We start from the raw sequence: 16,383 nt of genomic DNA on the forward strand, positions 1-16,383 counted from the left end.
CCGGAAGCAGAAATTCAGGCCCCTGATGTTACCGGTCTCAGAACAAACCGAAACGCTTCCTGGCGACGTTGACGCGGCCCAGCTCGATCACATCGTTGATCTGCTTCGCATCGAAGCGGTCGAGCAGGGCGTCGGCGCCCTTCTTCAGCTTCAGGTCCATCTCTTCCGGATACAGCGGAACCAGGCTCATGAAGCTGATGGTCCTGCCATCCTCCAGCTCCAGCGTGGCGAAGTCCTCCGGAGCAGTCACCGGCATCAGCACGATGGCACCGTCGAAGCCTGCTCCGGGCGCATAAGGCTCGCTGGGATGGCCGTTGGGAATGGTGTGGCCGAAGCCCAGCCACGTGTCGTACTCGTGCGGCAGCCGCGCCATGCCCTTCAGCAGGCGCACCGGCCAGTAATTGCGCTCGTCCTCGAAGGCGTCCTGGTACATCGGCCAGTCGGCCGGCAGGGTCACCATCAGCTCCATGTAGCGCGGCACATCCGCGTCCACGTCGGCGGGCACGGTCATCGGCAGGTCGCTCATGCCGGAGGTGACCAGGCGCAGGTACGGGCAGTGGTCATTGGCCGGCACCACGTGCACGTCAATGTGCACCAGGTCGGAAATGAGTTCGTGCAGGACCGTGGCGATCGGTCCGAGATGGCGCTCGATATGGCCGCTGATCGCTTCGATGTGCTGCTCTTCGCCGATGGCGAGCACAAAGTCCTTTTCGCGCCGGTGCCTCAGTATCTGGGTACCGTCCGGGCTGACGTCCTCGTACTCGTATTCGTTGCTCATGTCCTGCTCCTTGGATGGGCCACGGGCCGGAGAGCAGTGCATCCCCCGGCGCGCGCGGCGGTGCGTTCCCTGTCATCTGCAGGACGCGGCAGGAACAGGCCGCCCCCCCTGTCTTTGCGCCGGGCTCAGCCCTGGCGCGTACGCAGCTTTTCCAGCACGCCGTCCAGGGTATCCAGGTCGGTGTAATGGATGATCAATTTGCCCTTGCCGCCACGGCCGTGATTGATCGCCACCTTGGCCCCCAGCGCTTCGGACAGCTCGGTTTCCAGCGAGGCGATGTCGGCCTGCTGCACCTTCGGCGTGGCCACCGGGCGGTTGCTGGGCACCTTGCCGGCGGCGAAGGCCTGCGCACGGCGCTCGACCTCGCGCACCGACCAGCCTTCATCGGCCGCTTCCTGCGCCAGCTTGCCGGCCAGCTCGGGGGCCAGGGTCAGCAGCGCGCGGGCATGGCCCATTTCCAGGCGGCGGGTTTCCAGCAGCAGGCGGATTGCCACCGGCAGCTCCAGCAGGCGCAGCAGGTTGGACACCGCCGCACGCGAGCGGCCGACGGCCTCGGCAGCCTCGGCATGGGTCAGGGTGAATTCGCTGATCAGGCGCTGCAGCGCTTCGGCTTCTTCCAGCGGGTTGAGGTCTTCGCGCTGGATGTTCTCGATCAGCGCCATCGCGATGACGGTGCGGTCTTCCAGCTCGCGCACCACCACCGGCACTTCGTCCAGGCCGGCCAGCTGCGATGCGCGCCAACGGCGTTCACCGGCGACGATCTCGTAGTTGCCTGCCGGCAGCTGGCGCACCAGGATCGGCTGGATCACGCCCTGCGACTTGATCGAATCAGCCAGCTCGGAGAGCTTGCCCTCGTCCATCTCGCGGCGCGGCTGGTACTTGCCCGGCTGCAGCTGGCCGACGGCCAGCTTGCGCAGCACCTCACCCGGCAGCGGCTCGATCACCGCAGTGGTGGCCTGCACCTGGCTGACCGCCCCCTTGGGACCGAGCAGGGCATCCAGGCCACGGCCGAGGCCTCGCTTCTTGGCTGCCGGCTTGCTGCTGGTCATCAGACGGTCTCCACGGCCTTGGCGGCCTTGTTGCGTTCGTTGTTGCGGCGGATGATCTCGCCGGCCAGGCCCAGGTAGGCCACGCCACCGCGCGAGGCGCGGTCGTAGCCGACGATGCTCTGGCCATGGCTGGGTGCCTCGGCCAGGCGCACGTTGCGCGGCACGATGGTGCGGAACACGCGGTCGCCGAAGTGCTCGGTGAGCTCGGCCGAGACCGCGTTGGCCAGGTTGTTGCGCACATCGAACATGGTGCGCAGCACGCCTTCGATCTCCAGCGCCGGGTTGAGGTTGGCACGCAGCGCTTCGATGGTTTCCACCAGCGCGCTCAGGCCTTCCAGTGCGTAGTACTCGCACTGCATCGGCACGATCACCGAATCGGCGGCGGCCAGCGCGTTGAGCGTCAGCAGCGACAGCGCCGGCGGGCAGTCGATCAGGATGTAGTCGTACTCGTCGCGGATCGGTGCCAGCGCGCGCTTCAGGCGCTGCTCGCGCTCGCTCTGCGCCATCAGCTGGATCTCGGCCGCGGTCAGGTCGATGTTACCCGGCAGCAGGTCGTAGCCTTCGGCCGTCTGCACGCGCACATCGGCGGCGCTGGACTCGCCCAGCAGCAGATCGTAGGTGGAGGAGACCAGCTCGCGCTTGTCCACGCCACTGCCCATGGTCGCGTTGCCCTGCGAATCCAGGTCGACCAACAGCACGCGCTTGGGTGCGTTGGCCAGGGAAGCGGCCAGGTTGACGGCGGTCGTGGTCTTGCCGACGCCACCCTTCTGGTTGGCGATGGCGATGATGCGGGCCATGCGGGTGTGCCTCGTCGACGTGTGCTGGGACCGGTCATTATGCGTACAACCGGGCCCTTGCGGAAATCGTGGATCGCCAACCTCTTGTTCCACAAGGGGCTGGCGACGGGAATCAGGGACCTGTAACAGTGACCAGGTGGCGTTCGCCGGCCAGGCCGGGCACGCTCAGCGGGGTCACCTCGCGCACCTGCCAGCCAGCCGGCAGCTCCGCGATCTCTTCATGCGGGTAGACGCCCTTCATGGCCAACAGCACGCCGCCGGGGCGCAACAGATGGCCACCGACGCGGACGATGCCGGCCAGGGTGTCCATCGCACGCGCGGTCAGCTGGTCGTAGTGGCCAGCTTCGTCCAGCGCCTCGGCGCGCGATTCGGCCACGCGGGCATTGCCCAGACCGAGCTGGCGCACGGCCTCGCGCATGAAGCGCGCCTTCTTGCCGTTGCTCTCCACCAGGGTGACCTGCAGGCCCGGGCAGGCGATCGCCAGCGGGATGCCAGGCAAGCCGGGGCCGGTGCCGAGGTCGGCCAGGCTGCCGTCAGCCACGAACGGCTGCATCGCCAGCGAGTCGAGCAGGTGACGGGTGACCATCTCCTGCGGGTCGCGGATTGCGGTGAGGTTGTAGGTGCCGTTCCAGCGGTGCAGCAGGGCCAGGTAGCGCAGCAGCGGCGGCGCCAGCGCGGCGTCCAGGCCCATGCTGGCCAGGCCCTGTTCCAGCGTGGCAGCCACGCTGGCGGGAAGTGGGTGTTCGCTCATGCCGCCATTATCGCCGGTTTTGCGCGCTGATTCCCCGCTTCAGTGTGGATACCAGGCCAATGCCGCACGGAACTGGCCGGTGGCCTGCCATTCGTGCAGGTGCCAGCGCGCGGCCTCGCCCAGTTCCGGGTCGCACCAGCGCAGGTGCAGGGCGCCATCGGCCCCCGACGCCAGCTGCAGGCGGTGCAGGCCGAACGAGATGCCCTGCCCGTGCGCCTTCAGGATGGCTTCCTTGGCGCACCACACGCGGAAGAACCAGTGCTCGCGCTCGGCCTCGTCCAGGCTTTCCAGCCAGGCCACTTCCGCGGGGTGGAAGAAACGCTGCACGATCTCCAGCAGGCGGGCCCGCGGCCGCAGCAGCTCCAGGTCCACGCCCAGCCGCACGCCTTCGCCCAGCGCCACCAGCAGCACCTCGCCACTGTGGCTCCAGCCGGTGCCGTAGTGTGCCAGCGCACCGCTCAGCTCCGGCCGGCCCTTGTCATCACGGACCAGTGGCAGCGTCTCCGGGTCGGCGCCCAGCGCCTGCGCCAGCACCTGCCGCGCCTGCGGTTCGCCGCGGTGGCCCGGCACGTGCGGGCACCGCCAGACCGTCACCGGGCCGAAGCGCCACGGGCCGTCGAGGGTGGCTGGCAGGCTCATCCGCACGCGCCCGTCACGCAATTCCACGACGGGTTCACGGCCGTGCGCGTCAACTGGTCACAGTTCCCCACCGGAGGTTCGATCATGGGCATCATCATCTGGCTGATCGTCGGCGGCATCGTAGGCTGGCTGGCCAGCATCATCATGAAGCGCGATGCCCAGCAGGGCATCATCCTCAACATCGTGGTCGGCATCGTCGGCGCGCTGATTTCCGGCTGGCTGTTCGGCGGCGGCATCAACGAAGCGATCACCATCCGCACCTTCCTGTTCTCGCTGATCGGTGCGGTGATCCTGCTGGCGATCGTCAACCTGTTCACCCGCAAGAGCATACGCTGACGCGGCCGTCGTGCCGGCCGCTGGCCGGCAGACGCATCACAACGGGCCCGGCAATCGTCGGGCCCCGTTCGTTCAACCCAACTGCACCCATGCCGGCGCGTGGTCACTCGGGCGTTCCCAGGTGCGCGGCTCACGATCAATGCCCGAGGCCACCGCACTGCCCTTCAGCGCATCGGAGACCAGGGTCAGGTCGATGCGCAGGCCCAGGTTGCGGCGGAAGCCCGCGGCACGGTAATCCCACCAGCTGAAGGTGCCCGCCTCGTCGTTGTGCAGGCGGAAGCCATCGTGCAGGCCCAGCTGCAGCAGCTTGTTGAGCGCGCCGCGCTCGGCGGTGGAGGTCAGGATGTGGTTCTCGTTCCACACCTCCGGGTCGTGCACATCGCGCGCGTCCGGGGCGATGTTGAAGTCGCCCATCACGATCAGCTTCGGGTGCCGCTGCAGTTCTTCGGCGATCCACGCATGCACCGCCTCCAACCAGCGCAGTTTGTAGTCGTACTTGTCGGTGCCGATGTCCTGGCCGTTGACCACGTACAGGTTGATCACCCGCAGGTCGCCGAAGGTACCGGCGATGACGCGCTTCTGCTCGTCCTCGAAGCCGGGAATACCGATCTGCACGTCCTGCGCCGGCTCACGCGACAGCAGCGCCACGCCGTTGTAGGTCTTCTGGCCGGCGAACACGCTGCGGTAGCCCGCGGCGATCAGCGCCGAATCGGGGAACTTGTGGTCCTCCAGCTTGGTTTCCTGGATACCGACGATGTCCGGGCCGAACGCCTTGAGCCACTGCTCCAGGTGCGGCAGGCGGACATTGAGCGAATTGACGTTCCACGAGGCGATCTTCATGGGGGCCATTCTACCCGGGTGGGCCCTGATGGGCGCCCCTATACCCCGGTAGACGCCAACCTTGGTTGGCGCCAGCAATCACCGTGTGCCAACCAAGGTTGGCAACTACCGGAACCCGATCACCGCAAGAGGAACTTCAACAACCCCGCAATCTTCGAATACGGCGGCCGCAGCCGGTCACTGGCAGCCCAGCGCGACTGCCACAGCACCGGCAACCGCTTGCTCATCGCATCGAACCCGGCCCGGCCGTGGTACGCACCCATGCCGCTGGCCCCCACCCCGCCAAACGGCAGGCCATCGGCGGCGAAGTGCAGCAGCGTGTCATTCACTGTCACCCCGCCGGCCACCACCTGGCCGAGCATGCGCTCCACCGTGGCCCGGTCATGGCTGAAGGGATACAGCGCCAGCGGCCGGTCGCGCGACAGCACGTCGGCCAGCGCCGCATCCAGATCCGGGTACGCCCGCACCGGCAGGATCGGCCCGAAGATCTCCTCGCGCATCAGGTCCAGGTCGTCCGGCGGGTCCAGCACCACAGTGGGCACCAGCAGCCGCTCACGATCAGCCCGCGCATCATCCACCTGCGCCAACGGAATCACCGGCACACCGCGTTCGCGCGCCTGCGCCAGATAACCCTGCAGGCGCCGGTACTGGCCTTCGTTGATGATGCGCGTGTAATCGTCGGCGCTGCCGAAATCGCCATAGCGCTCGCGCACCTGCTGCTGCAGCGCCTGCACGAACTCGCGCTGGCGCGCGGTGTCGATCAGCACGTAATCCGGCGCGATGCAGGTCTGCCCGGCGTTGAACCACTTGCCGGTGGCCAGCCGTGCGGCGGCCTTGTCCAGCGGGAAATCGCGACAGACGATGGCCGGCGACTTGCCGCCCAGTTCAAGCGTGACCGGCACCAGATGCTCGGCGGCGGCGGCCATCACCTTGCGGCCAACGGCCGTCGAGCCGGTGAACAGCAGATGGTCCAGCGGCAGCGACGACACCGCCGCGGCCACATCCGCCCCACCCTGCACCACCGCCACGCGATCGGGCGGGAACACGCTGGCCAGCAGATCGGCCAGGAACGCGCTGGTGCACGGCGTGTGTTCGGAGGGCTTGAGCAACACGTGATTGCCGGCGGCAATGGCGGTGACCAGCGGCACCAATGCCAGCGTGACCGGGTAGTTCCAGGGCGAGATCACCCCGACCACGCCCAGCGGCGTCGGCCGCAGCTGCGCGCGCGCCGGCCACAGCCGCCAGCCGGCACCGACGCGCTGCGGCTTCGACCAGCGGCGCAGGTGACGGCGCAGGTGGTCGATGGCCGACAGCACGCTCATGCCGTCGGCCAGCTTCGATTCGGTGTGGGCACGGTGGCCGAAGTCCTCGGCGATGGCTTGGGCCATTTCGTCCAGGCGCAGCTTCAGCGCCTCGCGCAGGCGGCGCAGGTCGGCTTCGCGCTGGTCGAGCGAAGGGCGCTGCGACCGCCAGGCACTGCGCAGGGTGTGCAGGATGGCGGGCAGGTCGGTCGGCGTGGTGGTGGTCATGGGCCGATTGTAGAGTCGAGCCGTGCTCGACTCGCATGCCAACCTTCACGCCTTCGCACGGGGTCTCATTCGGGAACCTCGCCACCAACGTGCATGCGCTCACCCTCGCATGCAATCCCGTCCCTCACTACGCCTTCTGCTGCTCGGTACGCTCTGCCGGGCATGACGGCGGTTCTGGCAACTCAAGCGGAATCTTGATCGGATACTCAGGGCTGTCGTAGGCGTAACAGGAGGTGGTGACCTGAATCTCATCGCAGGGCAGGAAATGCACGGTGATGCCGCAGACGTCCTGGCCGGTGTAATCCGGGACGGGGACGACTTTACTGTGCCTGCGCTTTTGCGCCAGGATTTTCTTCTCCCACTCCAGAACTTTTGACCAATCCTCTGTCCCAGGAAAATCTCCCGAGCTTCCGGCACCCGTTTCCCAGTCAACCCGCACCTTCAGCCCCGGATACCAGTGCTCTGGTGCGCCGTAGCAGCACCCTCCACCGCCACCTTGGTACGGCCCAATGATGTCAACGGCTGAACGGCCATCGACACTGAACCGGTTGATCGCCCAATGAGTGTGGTTGACGCCATAGATCGCACTGGCATCCACGGCGTAGGCAGATAAGAGCAGAGGTGGGCCAGCAAGAAATGCCAGTACCACGCGCTTCAAAACAAACATCACTGAAACTCCATGATGTATAGCCCTCATTTCTTGTCCGAGGGCACCAATGCCCTACTCAGGCGCAAACTCCCGTCTCCAGTCACGCAGCATCTCGACCTCCCGCGCGATCAGTGCTGACTCTGCTGCGGGCGCGTCGGAGAACTGTTCGCCCGACATTGGAATCCTCTTCAGGGGGACATTCCGATCACCTACGAAGAAGTGGGGCATAAAGCAGTAAGGCTCATCGCCCGATTCCGTGGGCTGCTTCACCAACGTCGCAAACACGGCATTCGTCGGCATGCTCGGCTTGGCGCCTGGACACCACGGATGCGACGAGACGATGTCCTGAATCCGCGCACCAGCCCGACAGAACTCCGTGGGACTGAAAACCTTGCCGAGAGAGACTCGATGCACCCGATAGGTGCCGACTTCCGGTTGCGCCTCGACAAGCCATCCTGAGTTGTCATGCGATGTGCAACTGCAGTCGCAGGTCACCAATGTTGCGCTTGGTACGGCGTTGTTCCAGGACAGCCAGACCTCCTCTGTCTTGCATAGTTGTTTGATCACGGGCGATCTTTCCTCGACTCGCAGGCTTCCCTGCGGTGCCGCACCGTCGGCAGCTACATGCGTTTCTGCGTCGGGCGATGACGCTGAGACAGTGATGATCGCTGCCAGAAGTACGCTGCGCATGCCCCGATCCGATTCGATGAATCACCCATGCTATGGGACGCACTGGCGAACAAAGGGAATTCGGGTCATTTGCGTCATAAGTTGGCAGTTCTTGCTAGAAGTCCCAGTGTTCCGTGTGGCTGGATACGTCACCTCGCATCGGTACGATTGAGTACTGGGCTGATATGTAGATTCGTACTTGTTTCATTGCTTCACGACGTCAGCGTGCTGAAGGTGGTGTCCCACCTCCAATAGCATGCGTAGATGCGACGCGTATTTGCATTTCTGACCGGATGTCTTCTCATGCCCGGAGTTTCCGATGCCAGCGAGCAGTCCATTGATGTCGCGGCAATCGACCTGAACGCCGAGCACGAACACATCCCATTGCTGGGCGACACCCTGGCCGCCGTCGTCGGCGAGCTCGAGGGCGATGCCACACCCGGTGCCAGTATTGGCAGGGTGCTCGAGGCGCTTGCAGAGAGGCTTGAGCGTACGACCTGCCGTGTACAGACCCCTGTCAATGACAGCTCACGGTCGTCCGGCGTGATCTGCAGCGGACCCGATGTAGACAGCCTCTTCCCGTATTACACAGCATTGCGGCAGGCGAAGACACCTGCAGAGCACGATAGTCGGGGCCGTCGCTTTCTGGAAGCCTATGCCACCTTGCTCAGGGATGCACCGGATGTCGCCCTCACGCGACCGAGCGAAGACGAGGCCGCAGATGGCTTGTTACATGTGCTCTTTCCGTTCGCGGCCTGGGACGAGAAGCTGAACACTCCACGCCATGACGTCGACTTCCCGTTTGTTCCTGTGTGCAACCTTGTTGTCGCTAGCGCTGCGCGTTGCCCGGGAGCCGACCAGTTGCGCAGGCAGATCCGCCAGGCAGGCGATGAGAGCGCGCAGCGTCGGTTCTGCATCGAAGCGTTTTCAAGGCGACAGCTTGAGCCGAGCGATGGATGCCCGGAGTAGCACGTCCTGCGGTTGGGGTCGGAGCCCATTCGCGCGCGAAAGGGATCCGACCCCAGTCGCCACCCCACAAACAGAAAGGCCGCGGTCTGCACCGCGGCCCCTGAAACCCGGTGGGTGCCGACCGTTGGTCGGCGCGCCGGCTACTTGGTGATATCCACGTCCTTGGTCTCGCGCAGGAACAGGCCGCCGATCACCACCGACATCAGCGCGATGATGATGGGGTACCACAGGCCGTAGTACAGGTTGCCGGTACCGGCCACCAGTGCGAACGAGATCGCCGGCAGGAAGCCACCGAACCAGCCGTTGCCGATGTGGTACGGCAGCGACATCGAGGTGTAGCGGATGCGGGTCGGGAACAGTTCGACCAGGTAGGCGGCGATCGGGCCGTAGACCATGGTCACGTACAGCACCAGCAGCCACAGCATGAAGATCGTGCCGGCGATGTTGATGCGTGCACCATCGGCCTTGGCCGGGTAACCAGCGGTGGTCAGGGCGGTCTTCAGCTCCGCACCGAAGGCATCGGCCTTGGCCTTGCCGTCTTCCTTGGTCAGGCCAGCGGCTTCATACGAAGTGACGCTGGCACTGCCCACGTTCACCATCGCCAGCGAACCGGCGGCGGCGGGCTGCACGTCATACGGCACACCGGCCTTGGTCAGCGCGGCGGTGGCCACGTCGCAGGAGCTGGTGAACTTGCGCAGGCCGACCGGATCGAACTGGAACGAGCAGGTGGCCGGATCGGCCACGACCAGGGCCGGCGAGCTGCTGCGGGCTTCTTCGATGGCCGGATTGGCGAAGTGGGTCAGGCCCTTGAAGATCGGGATGTAGGTAACAGCCGCCAGCAGGCAGCCGGCCAGGATGATCTTCTTGCGGCCGATGCGGTCGGACAGCCAGCCGAAGAAGATGAAGAACGGCACGCCCAGCGCCAGCGCGGCCGCGATCAGCAGGTAGGAGGTGGTGGCGTCGACCTTCAGCATGCTGCTGAGGAAGAACAGCGCGTAGAACTGGCCGCCGTACCAGACCACGGCCTGGCCGGCTGCAGCGCCGAGCAGGACCAGCAGCATCAGCTTCAGGTTGCCGCCCTTCAGACTGTCACGGAACGGCGTCTTGGAACCCTTGCCCTCGGACTTCATCTGCTGGAACAGCGGCGACTCGCTCAGCTGCAGGCGGATCCACACGGACACGCCCAGCAGCAGGATCGAGACCAGGAACGGAATACGCCAGCCCCAGGCTTCGAAAGCTTCGTTGCCGAGGAAGTAGCGGCAGGCCAGGATGATCAGCAGCGACATGAACAGGCCGAGCGTGGCGGTGCACTGGATGAAGCTGGTGTACAGGCCGCGCTTGTCGTCCGGCGCATGCTCGGCCACGTAGGTGGCGGCACCGCCGTACTCGCCGCCCATCGCCAGGCCCTGGGCCAGGCGCAGGATGATCAGGATCACCGGTGCGGCGAAACCTATCGAGGCGTAGTTGGGCAGCACGCCGACCAGGAAGGTCGAGATGCCCATGATCAGGATGGTGACCAGGAAGGTGTACTTGCGGCCGATGCGGTCGCCGAGACTGCCGAAGAAGGCCGCACCGAACGGACGCACGAAGAAGCCGGCGGCAAACGCCAGCAAGGCGAAGATCATGCCCGTGGTCTCATTGACGCCACTGAAGAACTGCTTGGCAATGATGGCGGCGAGCGAGCCGTACAGGAAGAAGTCATACCACTCGAAGACCGTGCCGAGGCTCGAGGCGAAGATGACTTTCTTGTGGCCCTTGGTCAGGGTGCCCGCTTTATGGGCGGTGCTGGGTGTACTGGACATGGGACGCTTCCCCTCCGAAGCGATCGTTGTTGGTGGGTGCCGACCGTTGGTCGGCACACAATTCGGTAGATGCCGACCGTGACCGGCACCCTATCTCGGTGGGTGCCGGCCGCTGGCCGGCACGCTCTTAGAAGCTGTACTTCGTGGTGAACTGCAACCGGGTGATGTCACCCTTGTTGCCGTTCTCCACTTCGCGACGGCCGTACATCAGCTCCGCACCGATATCGACCTTGGGCAGCGGCGAGTAGAAGATGTTGCCGCGGATGCTCTGCACGCTCTTGGTCACCAGCGGGCCGAGGATGCTGTCGTTGTCGTAGTCGCTGCGCGCGTAGATCAGGTTGGTGCGCAGCTTCGGCGAGAACGCATGCCGCCAGCCCACGTAGCCGGCAAGCACGCCGGTCGGGTTGAGCTCGTCGCGGGCAACGTCGTAGGCACTATCGGCGGTGATGCCCAGGCCGATGTAGCGGGCGATGCCTTCGCCGCCGGTCAGCTGGTAGTGCAGCGAATCGCTGTCGCCCATCACCCACTTGCCGCCCAGTGTCAGGCCGCCGGCCACCTTGTCGGCCTTGGCGCCGGTGGCCTGGTTGTCGACCTTCAGCTGGCGGACGATGCCGCCGACACCGAAGGTGCCCCAGTCGCCCTTCCAGCCATAGCGCATGGTCAGATCAGGCAGGCTGCCACGGTCGGAGTTGGCGCTGGCGTTGGTCCAGGCGCCGGTGACCGGGTTGCGGGTGCCGGTGAGGGTGGTGGTTTCCGGGTTTTCCAGCGCGACGCTGAAGCCACCCTGGGTGTAGCGCACCTGCGCCTGCCGCACGAAGATCACGCCGTCGGTGGGACCGACGAAGTCGACCGCTTCCGGCAGTGCGGCCGCGTCCATGAAGTTGGACCAGGTCTGGCCGGCCATCCAGTTGTTCCAGTACATGTAGGCGTGGCGCAGGGTCACACCGTAGGTATTGGTCGCGGTCTGGTTGCCCAGCGAGTTGCCGAAGAAGTCCATCTCGAAGAACGCACCGGCCTTGTTGCCCGATTCGCTCACATTGTCGATGCCCAGGTTGAAGCGCGAGAACTTGGCGTGGGCGTTGAAGTCGGTGCCCGAACGCTTGCCGCTGCCGCCGGCGCCTTCCACCGGGGTCTGGCCCGGCAGGTACAGCGAGCGGCCGGTGGCGTCGTCGGCCAGCTGGCCATCGCTGGTCTGGGTGGCGAGGAAGTCGGCCTTGATGAAGCCGCCGATCTTGACCGTGGTGCCCGGCGCGGCGCCCGGGGTGATGGTGGTGACCTGGATCGGCTGCTTGCCCGCCGGCATCGAGGCGACCGGCTTCTGCTCGGCCTGCACCGTGCGGACTTCGGTCACCGCCTGCTGGGTCTGGCTGATCTGGGTCTGTTGTTGTTGCTGCGAAGACAGCAGCAGCTGGACCTGGCGTTCCAGTTCCGCAACGCGTGCTTCCAGCGCTTTCTCTTTGGCGGTCTCAGCGAACGCCATGCCCGGTGCGACCAGGGCGACCAACAGGCAGGCCGCCAAAGGTTTGCGCACGGCTTTCAACGTACGGTGGCTCATGTTGCCCTCTCTCCCAAGTGGCAAGGTGATGCCGCGCGTGGGGCACGGTCGAGCCGAGACTGCGGGGCGATTATGTATAGCGGCTATTCGCCATTGGTCGAACCCGGCCCTGCTGGGCGCTCACTTTCGACCATGGTCTAACCAGAGTGGTGACGCGGCCGGGGGTGGATGGGGCAAACTGAAGGGGATCGGTCGCTGCGATGCTGCGACCGCACATACAAAGTCAACGTGCAAGTGAGGGTGCCATGGCTGATATCTACCCCGTCGATCCGCAGTTCGCCGCCAAGGCACGCATCGACAAGACGTCGTACGAACAGCAGTACCAGGCTTCGGTGACCGACCCGGATGGTTTCTGGGGCAAGGCCGCCGAGCGCCTGGAGTGGATGCGCAAGCCGACGAAGATCAAGAACGTCAGCTACGACCTGTCCGATTTCCACATCAAGTGGTTCGAAGATGGCGAGCTCAATGCCAGTGTGAACTGCCTGGACCGCCAGCTGGAGAAGCGTGGCGACAAGACCGCCCTGCTGTTCGAGCCGGACGGCCCGGACGCACCGGCGCAGCACGTGACCTATCGCGAGCTGTACGAGCGCACCTGCCGCCTCGGCAATGCGCTGCGCAACCTCGGGGTCAAGAAGGGCGACCGGGTCACCATCTACCTGCCGATGATCGTCGACGCCGCCGTGGCCATGCTGGCCTGCGCACGCGTCGGTGCGATCCACTCGGTGGTGTTCGGTGGCTTCGCACCAAACTCGATCGCCGACCGCGTCAGCGACTGCCAGAGCAAGCTGATCATCACCGCCGACGAGGGCCTGCGCGGTGGCCGCAGGATTCCGCTGAAGGCCAACGTCGATGCTGCGCTGAAGCTGCCCGGCACCAATACCGTGGAAACCGTGCTGGTGGTGCGTCACACCGGCGGTGCGGTCGACATGCAGGCGCCGCGCGACCGCTGGTTCCACGATGTGGTGGACAGCCAGCCGGCCACCTGCGAGCCGGAACGCATGAACGCGGAAGACCCGCTGTTCATCCTCTACACCTCCGGTTCCACCGGCAAGCCGAAGGGCGTGCTGCACACCACCGGCGGCTACCTGCTGTACGCGGCCTACACCCATGAAGCGGTGTTCGATCTGCGCGAGGACGACATCTACTGGTGCACCGCCGACGTCGGCTGGGTCACCGGCCACAGCTACATCGTGTACGGCCCGCTGGCCAACGGTGCGACCTCGCTGATGTTCGAAGGCGTGCCGAACTACCCCGACACCTCGCGCTTCTGGAACGTCATCGACAAGCACAAGGTGAGCATCTTCTACACCGCCCCGACCGCCATCCGTGCGCTCATGCGCGAGGGCGAGGAACCGGTGAAGAAGACCTCGCGCGCCTCGCTGCGCCTGCTCGGCAGCGTCGGCGAACCGATCAATCCGGAAGCCTGGCGCTGGTACTACGAGGTGGTCGGCGACAGCCGCTGCCCGATCGTCGATACCTGGTGGCAGACCGAGACCGGCGGCATCCTGATCTCGCCGCTGGCCGGCGCGATGGACCTCAAGCCCGGCTCGGCCACCCTGCCCTTCTTCGGCGTGCAGCCGGCGCTGGTCAATGCCGATGGCGAGATCCAGGACGGCCCGACCGAGGGCAACCTGATCATCCGCGATTCCTGGCCGGGCCAGATGCGCACGGTGTACGGCGACCATCAGCGCTTCATCGATACGTATTTCCGCACCTACCCGGGCAGCTACTTCACCGGCGACGGTTGCCGCCGCGACGAAGATGGCTACTACTGGATCACCGGCCGCGTGGACGATGTGATCAACGTGTCCGGCCACCGCATCGGCACCGCCGAAGTGGAAAGCGCGCTGGTCTCGCACCCGAAGGTGGCGGAAGCGGCCGTGGTCGGCTTCCCGCACGACGTGAAGGGCCAGGGCATCTACGCCTACGTCACCCTGGTGGCCGAAGAAGCTCCGAGCGACGAGCTGCAGAAGGAACTGGTCGCCTGGGTACGCAAGGAGATCGGCCCGATCGCCACGCCGGACCACCTGCAGTGGGCGCCGGGCCTGCCGAAGACCCGCTCGGGCAAGATCATGCGCCGCATCCTGCGCAAGATCGCCGAGAACGCACCGGACCAGCTTGGCGACACCTCGACCCTGGCCGATCCGTCGGTGGTGGCGTCGCTGGTGGACGAGCGCAAGGTGCGCTGATGGCGTGACCGCAGGCGCAGGACGCGCCAGGGACGTGGCCGGGAGGAGGGACCCGGCCGTGTCCGACCCGTCCTGCACCTGCCATCACGTCGCTCTTTTTCCTGATCGATAAGCTCGACCCATGACCACCCTCCTGATTGCCGATGACCACCCGCTGTTCCGCGAAGCCCTGCGTGGGGCGGTACAGCGGGTCATCCCCGGCGTGCAGCTGTTCGAAGCCGACAGCGTGGAAGCGCTGTACGCGCTGGCCGACCAGCACAACGACGCCGACCTGGTCCTGATGGATCTCAACATGCCCGGTGCGCAGGGTTTCAACGCGCTGGTGCACATGCGCTCGCTGCATCCGCAGCTGCCGGTGGTCGTGGTGTCCGCGCGCGAAGAAGCCACGGTGATGCGCCGAGCGCTCGACCACGGCGCGCTGGGCTTCATTCCGAAGTCTGCGGATTCGGACACCATCGGCCACGCACTGGGCACCATCCTCGATGGTGAGACCTGGGCACCGCCGGAAGCGCACAACGTGCCGCCCACCGGCAGCGAGGAACGCGAAGTCGGCCAGCGCCTGCGTGAGCTGACCCCGCAGCAGTTCCGCGTGCTGCAGATGCTCGGCGCCGGCCGCTTGAACAAGCAGATCGCCTACGACCTCAACGTCTCCGAAGCGACGATCAAGGCCCACGTCACCGCCATCCTGCGCAAGCTGGGCGTCACCAACCGCACCCAGGCCGTGCTGATGGCCGGCAAGCTGGCGATCGACGACGACGCCATCGTGCTGCCGCCGGAAGAAGACTGAAGGTAGTGCCGGCTGCTGGCCGGCATTGGCCTGAAACGCGCGACATCATCTGATACCGCATTGGTAGGTGCCAAGCTTGCTTGGCACGCTTTTGATGGTGCACCTGCCGGCCAGCGGCCGGCACTACCAGGCACGGCTGCGCTCTCGATATAGCCATCGCTATACAAACCAGCCCTGCCTGCGCGTTTCGCTGGAAATGCGCCGCGCGTGAATCGCGATGCTAAGCTGCGCGTCCCCTTGGGGAGTAGCCGGATTCCTACGCAGGAATCGTCCACGTCAACATACTCGGCCAGTGCGCCGTGGCGTGGACAACCATGATGGTTGGCGAGACCAGCGGCCCGCGCGCGCAACGTCAGGTTGGGCGCGAGCGCAGGCCGTGCGTCCGTCCTAGCCCGACCTCAGCCGCCGCCCATGTCCCCCATTTCGATCCTCCTGATCGGCTTTGCCATGTCCACCGATGCCTTCGCCGCTGCAATCGGCAAGGGTGCGGCCATGCGCAAGCCGGTATTCCGCGACGCACTGCGTGCCGGCATCATCTTCGGCGTCATCGAGGCGATCACGCCCATCATCGGCTGGCTGCTCGGCCGTGCCGCCCTGCAGTACGTCGAAGCCTTCGACCACTGGATCGCCTTCGGCTTGCTCGGCGCACTGGGCATCCACATGATCTACAACGGCCTGCGTCCGGACAGTGCCGACGAAGACGAAGACCCCTCGCAGCACCACGGCTTCTGGAAGCTGGCGCTGACCGGTTTCGCCACCAGCATCGACGCGATGGCGGTGGGTATCGGCCTGGCTTTCATGGACGTGCATATCGGCGTGATGGCTGCAGTGATCGGCCTGTGCACGCTGACCATGGTCACCGTCGGCATCATGCTCGGCCGCGTGCTGGGCAGCATGGTCGGCAAGCGTGCCGAGATCATCGGCGGCGTGATCCTGGTGATCATCGGCGCGACGATCCTGTACGAACACCTGCACGGCCTGGGGTAACGCTTCCGCGATTACGTGGTTGCCGGCCAGCGGCCGGCACTACCTGACGTCACATCC

At 65.7% G+C, this 16,383-nt stretch carries 16 protein-coding genes and 1 riboswitch; of the genes, 5 read left to right on the forward strand and 11 right to left on the reverse strand.

All coding sequences use genetic code 11. The features are described 5' to 3' along the window. Nucleotides 1–37: 37 nt before the first annotated feature. The 5 genes from ACZK5G_RS22020 to ACZK5G_RS22040 all read right to left on the reverse strand — a co-directional run bounded on the left by ACZK5G_RS22020 (nucleotide 38) and on the right by ACZK5G_RS22040 (nucleotide 4,014). Entirely contained in the window at nucleotides 38–778 is a 741-nt protein-coding gene (locus ACZK5G_RS22020; RefSeq protein ID WP_478464836.1) for a suppressor of fused domain protein, read from the reverse strand. Between the two features lie 125 nt (nucleotides 779–903). Continuing rightward, the gene (locus ACZK5G_RS22025) at nucleotides 904–1,827 is read right to left on the reverse strand and encodes a ParB/RepB/Spo0J family partition protein (RefSeq protein ID WP_008267278.1); all 924 of its coding nucleotides are present in this window, start codon (nucleotides 1,825–1,827) and stop codon (nucleotides 904–906) included. Then, on the reverse strand, nucleotides 1,827–2,624 hold the full coding sequence (locus ACZK5G_RS22030) for a ParA family protein (RefSeq protein ID WP_032128472.1): 798 nt from the start codon (nucleotides 2,622–2,624) through the stop codon (nucleotides 1,827–1,829). Before ACZK5G_RS22030 ends, ACZK5G_RS22025 begins: the two co-directional genes overlap by 1 nt. Nucleotides 2,625–2,736: 112 nt before the next feature. Beyond that, complete coding sequence (rsmG, locus tag ACZK5G_RS22035; RefSeq protein WP_012512505.1) at nucleotides 2,737–3,375, reverse strand: 16S rRNA (guanine(527)-N(7))-methyltransferase RsmG; 639 nt, start codon at nucleotides 3,373–3,375, stop codon at nucleotides 2,737–2,739. Nucleotides 3,376–3,414: 39 nt separating this feature from the next. After that, the gene (locus ACZK5G_RS22040) at nucleotides 3,415–4,014 is read right to left on the reverse strand and encodes a 4'-phosphopantetheinyl transferase family protein (protein WP_478464838.1); all 600 of its coding nucleotides are present in this window, start codon (nucleotides 4,012–4,014) and stop codon (nucleotides 3,415–3,417) included. 84 nt (nucleotides 4,015–4,098) lie between these two features. Between ACZK5G_RS22040 and ACZK5G_RS22045 the strand changes: the two genes are divergently transcribed. Beyond that, complete coding sequence (locus ACZK5G_RS22045; protein WP_005411656.1) at nucleotides 4,099–4,350, forward strand: GlsB/YeaQ/YmgE family stress response membrane protein; 252 nt, start codon at nucleotides 4,099–4,101, stop codon at nucleotides 4,348–4,350. Between the two features lie 72 nt (nucleotides 4,351–4,422). On the opposite strand, the gene xth is transcribed toward ACZK5G_RS22045, so the two are convergent. The 4 genes from xth to ACZK5G_RS22065 form a co-directional block, all read right to left on the reverse strand. Next, nucleotides 4,423–5,190 (reverse strand): exodeoxyribonuclease III, encoded by a 768-nt coding sequence (gene xth / locus ACZK5G_RS22050; RefSeq protein WP_369353544.1) that lies wholly within the window; start codon nucleotides 5,188–5,190, stop codon nucleotides 4,423–4,425. A gap of 119 nt (nucleotides 5,191–5,309) precedes the next feature. Continuing rightward, nucleotides 5,310–6,719 (reverse strand): coniferyl aldehyde dehydrogenase, encoded by a 1,410-nt coding sequence (locus ACZK5G_RS22055; protein ID WP_478464840.1) that lies wholly within the window; start codon nucleotides 6,717–6,719, stop codon nucleotides 5,310–5,312. Nucleotides 6,720–6,846: 127 nt separating this feature from the next. Further along, on the reverse strand, nucleotides 6,847–7,386 hold the full coding sequence (locus ACZK5G_RS22060) for a DUF3304 domain-containing protein (RefSeq protein WP_285301478.1): 540 nt from the start codon (nucleotides 7,384–7,386) through the stop codon (nucleotides 6,847–6,849). A 54-nt stretch (nucleotides 7,387–7,440) separates the two neighbouring features. Beyond that, nucleotides 7,441–8,058 (reverse strand): hypothetical protein, encoded by a 618-nt coding sequence (locus tag ACZK5G_RS22065; protein ID WP_285301477.1) that lies wholly within the window; start codon nucleotides 8,056–8,058, stop codon nucleotides 7,441–7,443. A gap of 282 nt (nucleotides 8,059–8,340) precedes the next feature. Here ACZK5G_RS22065 and ACZK5G_RS22070 point away from each other — a divergent pair, with 282 nt between their 5' ends. Beyond that, on the forward strand, nucleotides 8,341–9,006 hold the full coding sequence (locus ACZK5G_RS22070; protein WP_478464842.1) for a hypothetical protein: 666 nt from the start codon (nucleotides 8,341–8,343) through the stop codon (nucleotides 9,004–9,006). A 140-nt stretch (nucleotides 9,007–9,146) separates the two neighbouring features. Here the strand turns inward: ACZK5G_RS22070 and ACZK5G_RS22075 are convergent, their stop codons facing one another. Continuing rightward, complete coding sequence (locus ACZK5G_RS22075; protein ID WP_032128465.1) at nucleotides 9,147–10,808, reverse strand: MFS transporter; 1,662 nt, start codon at nucleotides 10,806–10,808, stop codon at nucleotides 9,147–9,149. Between the two features lie 127 nt (nucleotides 10,809–10,935). Beyond that, complete coding sequence (locus ACZK5G_RS22080; protein ID WP_478464844.1) at nucleotides 10,936–12,363, reverse strand: DcaP family trimeric outer membrane transporter; 1,428 nt, start codon at nucleotides 12,361–12,363, stop codon at nucleotides 10,936–10,938. A 245-nt stretch (nucleotides 12,364–12,608) separates the two neighbouring features. On the opposite strand from ACZK5G_RS22080, the gene acs reads away from it, so the two are divergent. From acs to ACZK5G_RS22095, 3 genes are all read left to right on the forward strand, one after another. Beyond that, complete coding sequence (gene acs, locus ACZK5G_RS22085) at nucleotides 12,609–14,552, forward strand: acetate--CoA ligase (RefSeq protein WP_478464846.1); 1,944 nt, start codon at nucleotides 12,609–12,611, stop codon at nucleotides 14,550–14,552. 121 nt (nucleotides 14,553–14,673) lie between these two features. After that, entirely contained in the window at nucleotides 14,674–15,339 is a 666-nt protein-coding gene (locus ACZK5G_RS22090; protein WP_005420420.1) for a response regulator transcription factor, read from the forward strand. Between the two features lie 233 nt (nucleotides 15,340–15,572). Further along, a riboswitch (yybP-ykoY riboswitch) is annotated at nucleotides 15,573–15,662 on the forward strand. A gap of 88 nt (nucleotides 15,663–15,750) precedes the next feature. Further along, nucleotides 15,751–16,326, forward strand: a complete 576-nt coding sequence (locus ACZK5G_RS22095) for a manganese efflux pump MntP (protein WP_032128462.1) — start codon at nucleotides 15,751–15,753, stop codon at nucleotides 16,324–16,326. Nucleotides 16,327–16,383: the final 57 nt, after the last annotated feature.

The sequence above is a fragment of the Stenotrophomonas sp. 62841_Sma genome, from assembly GCF_056482945.1.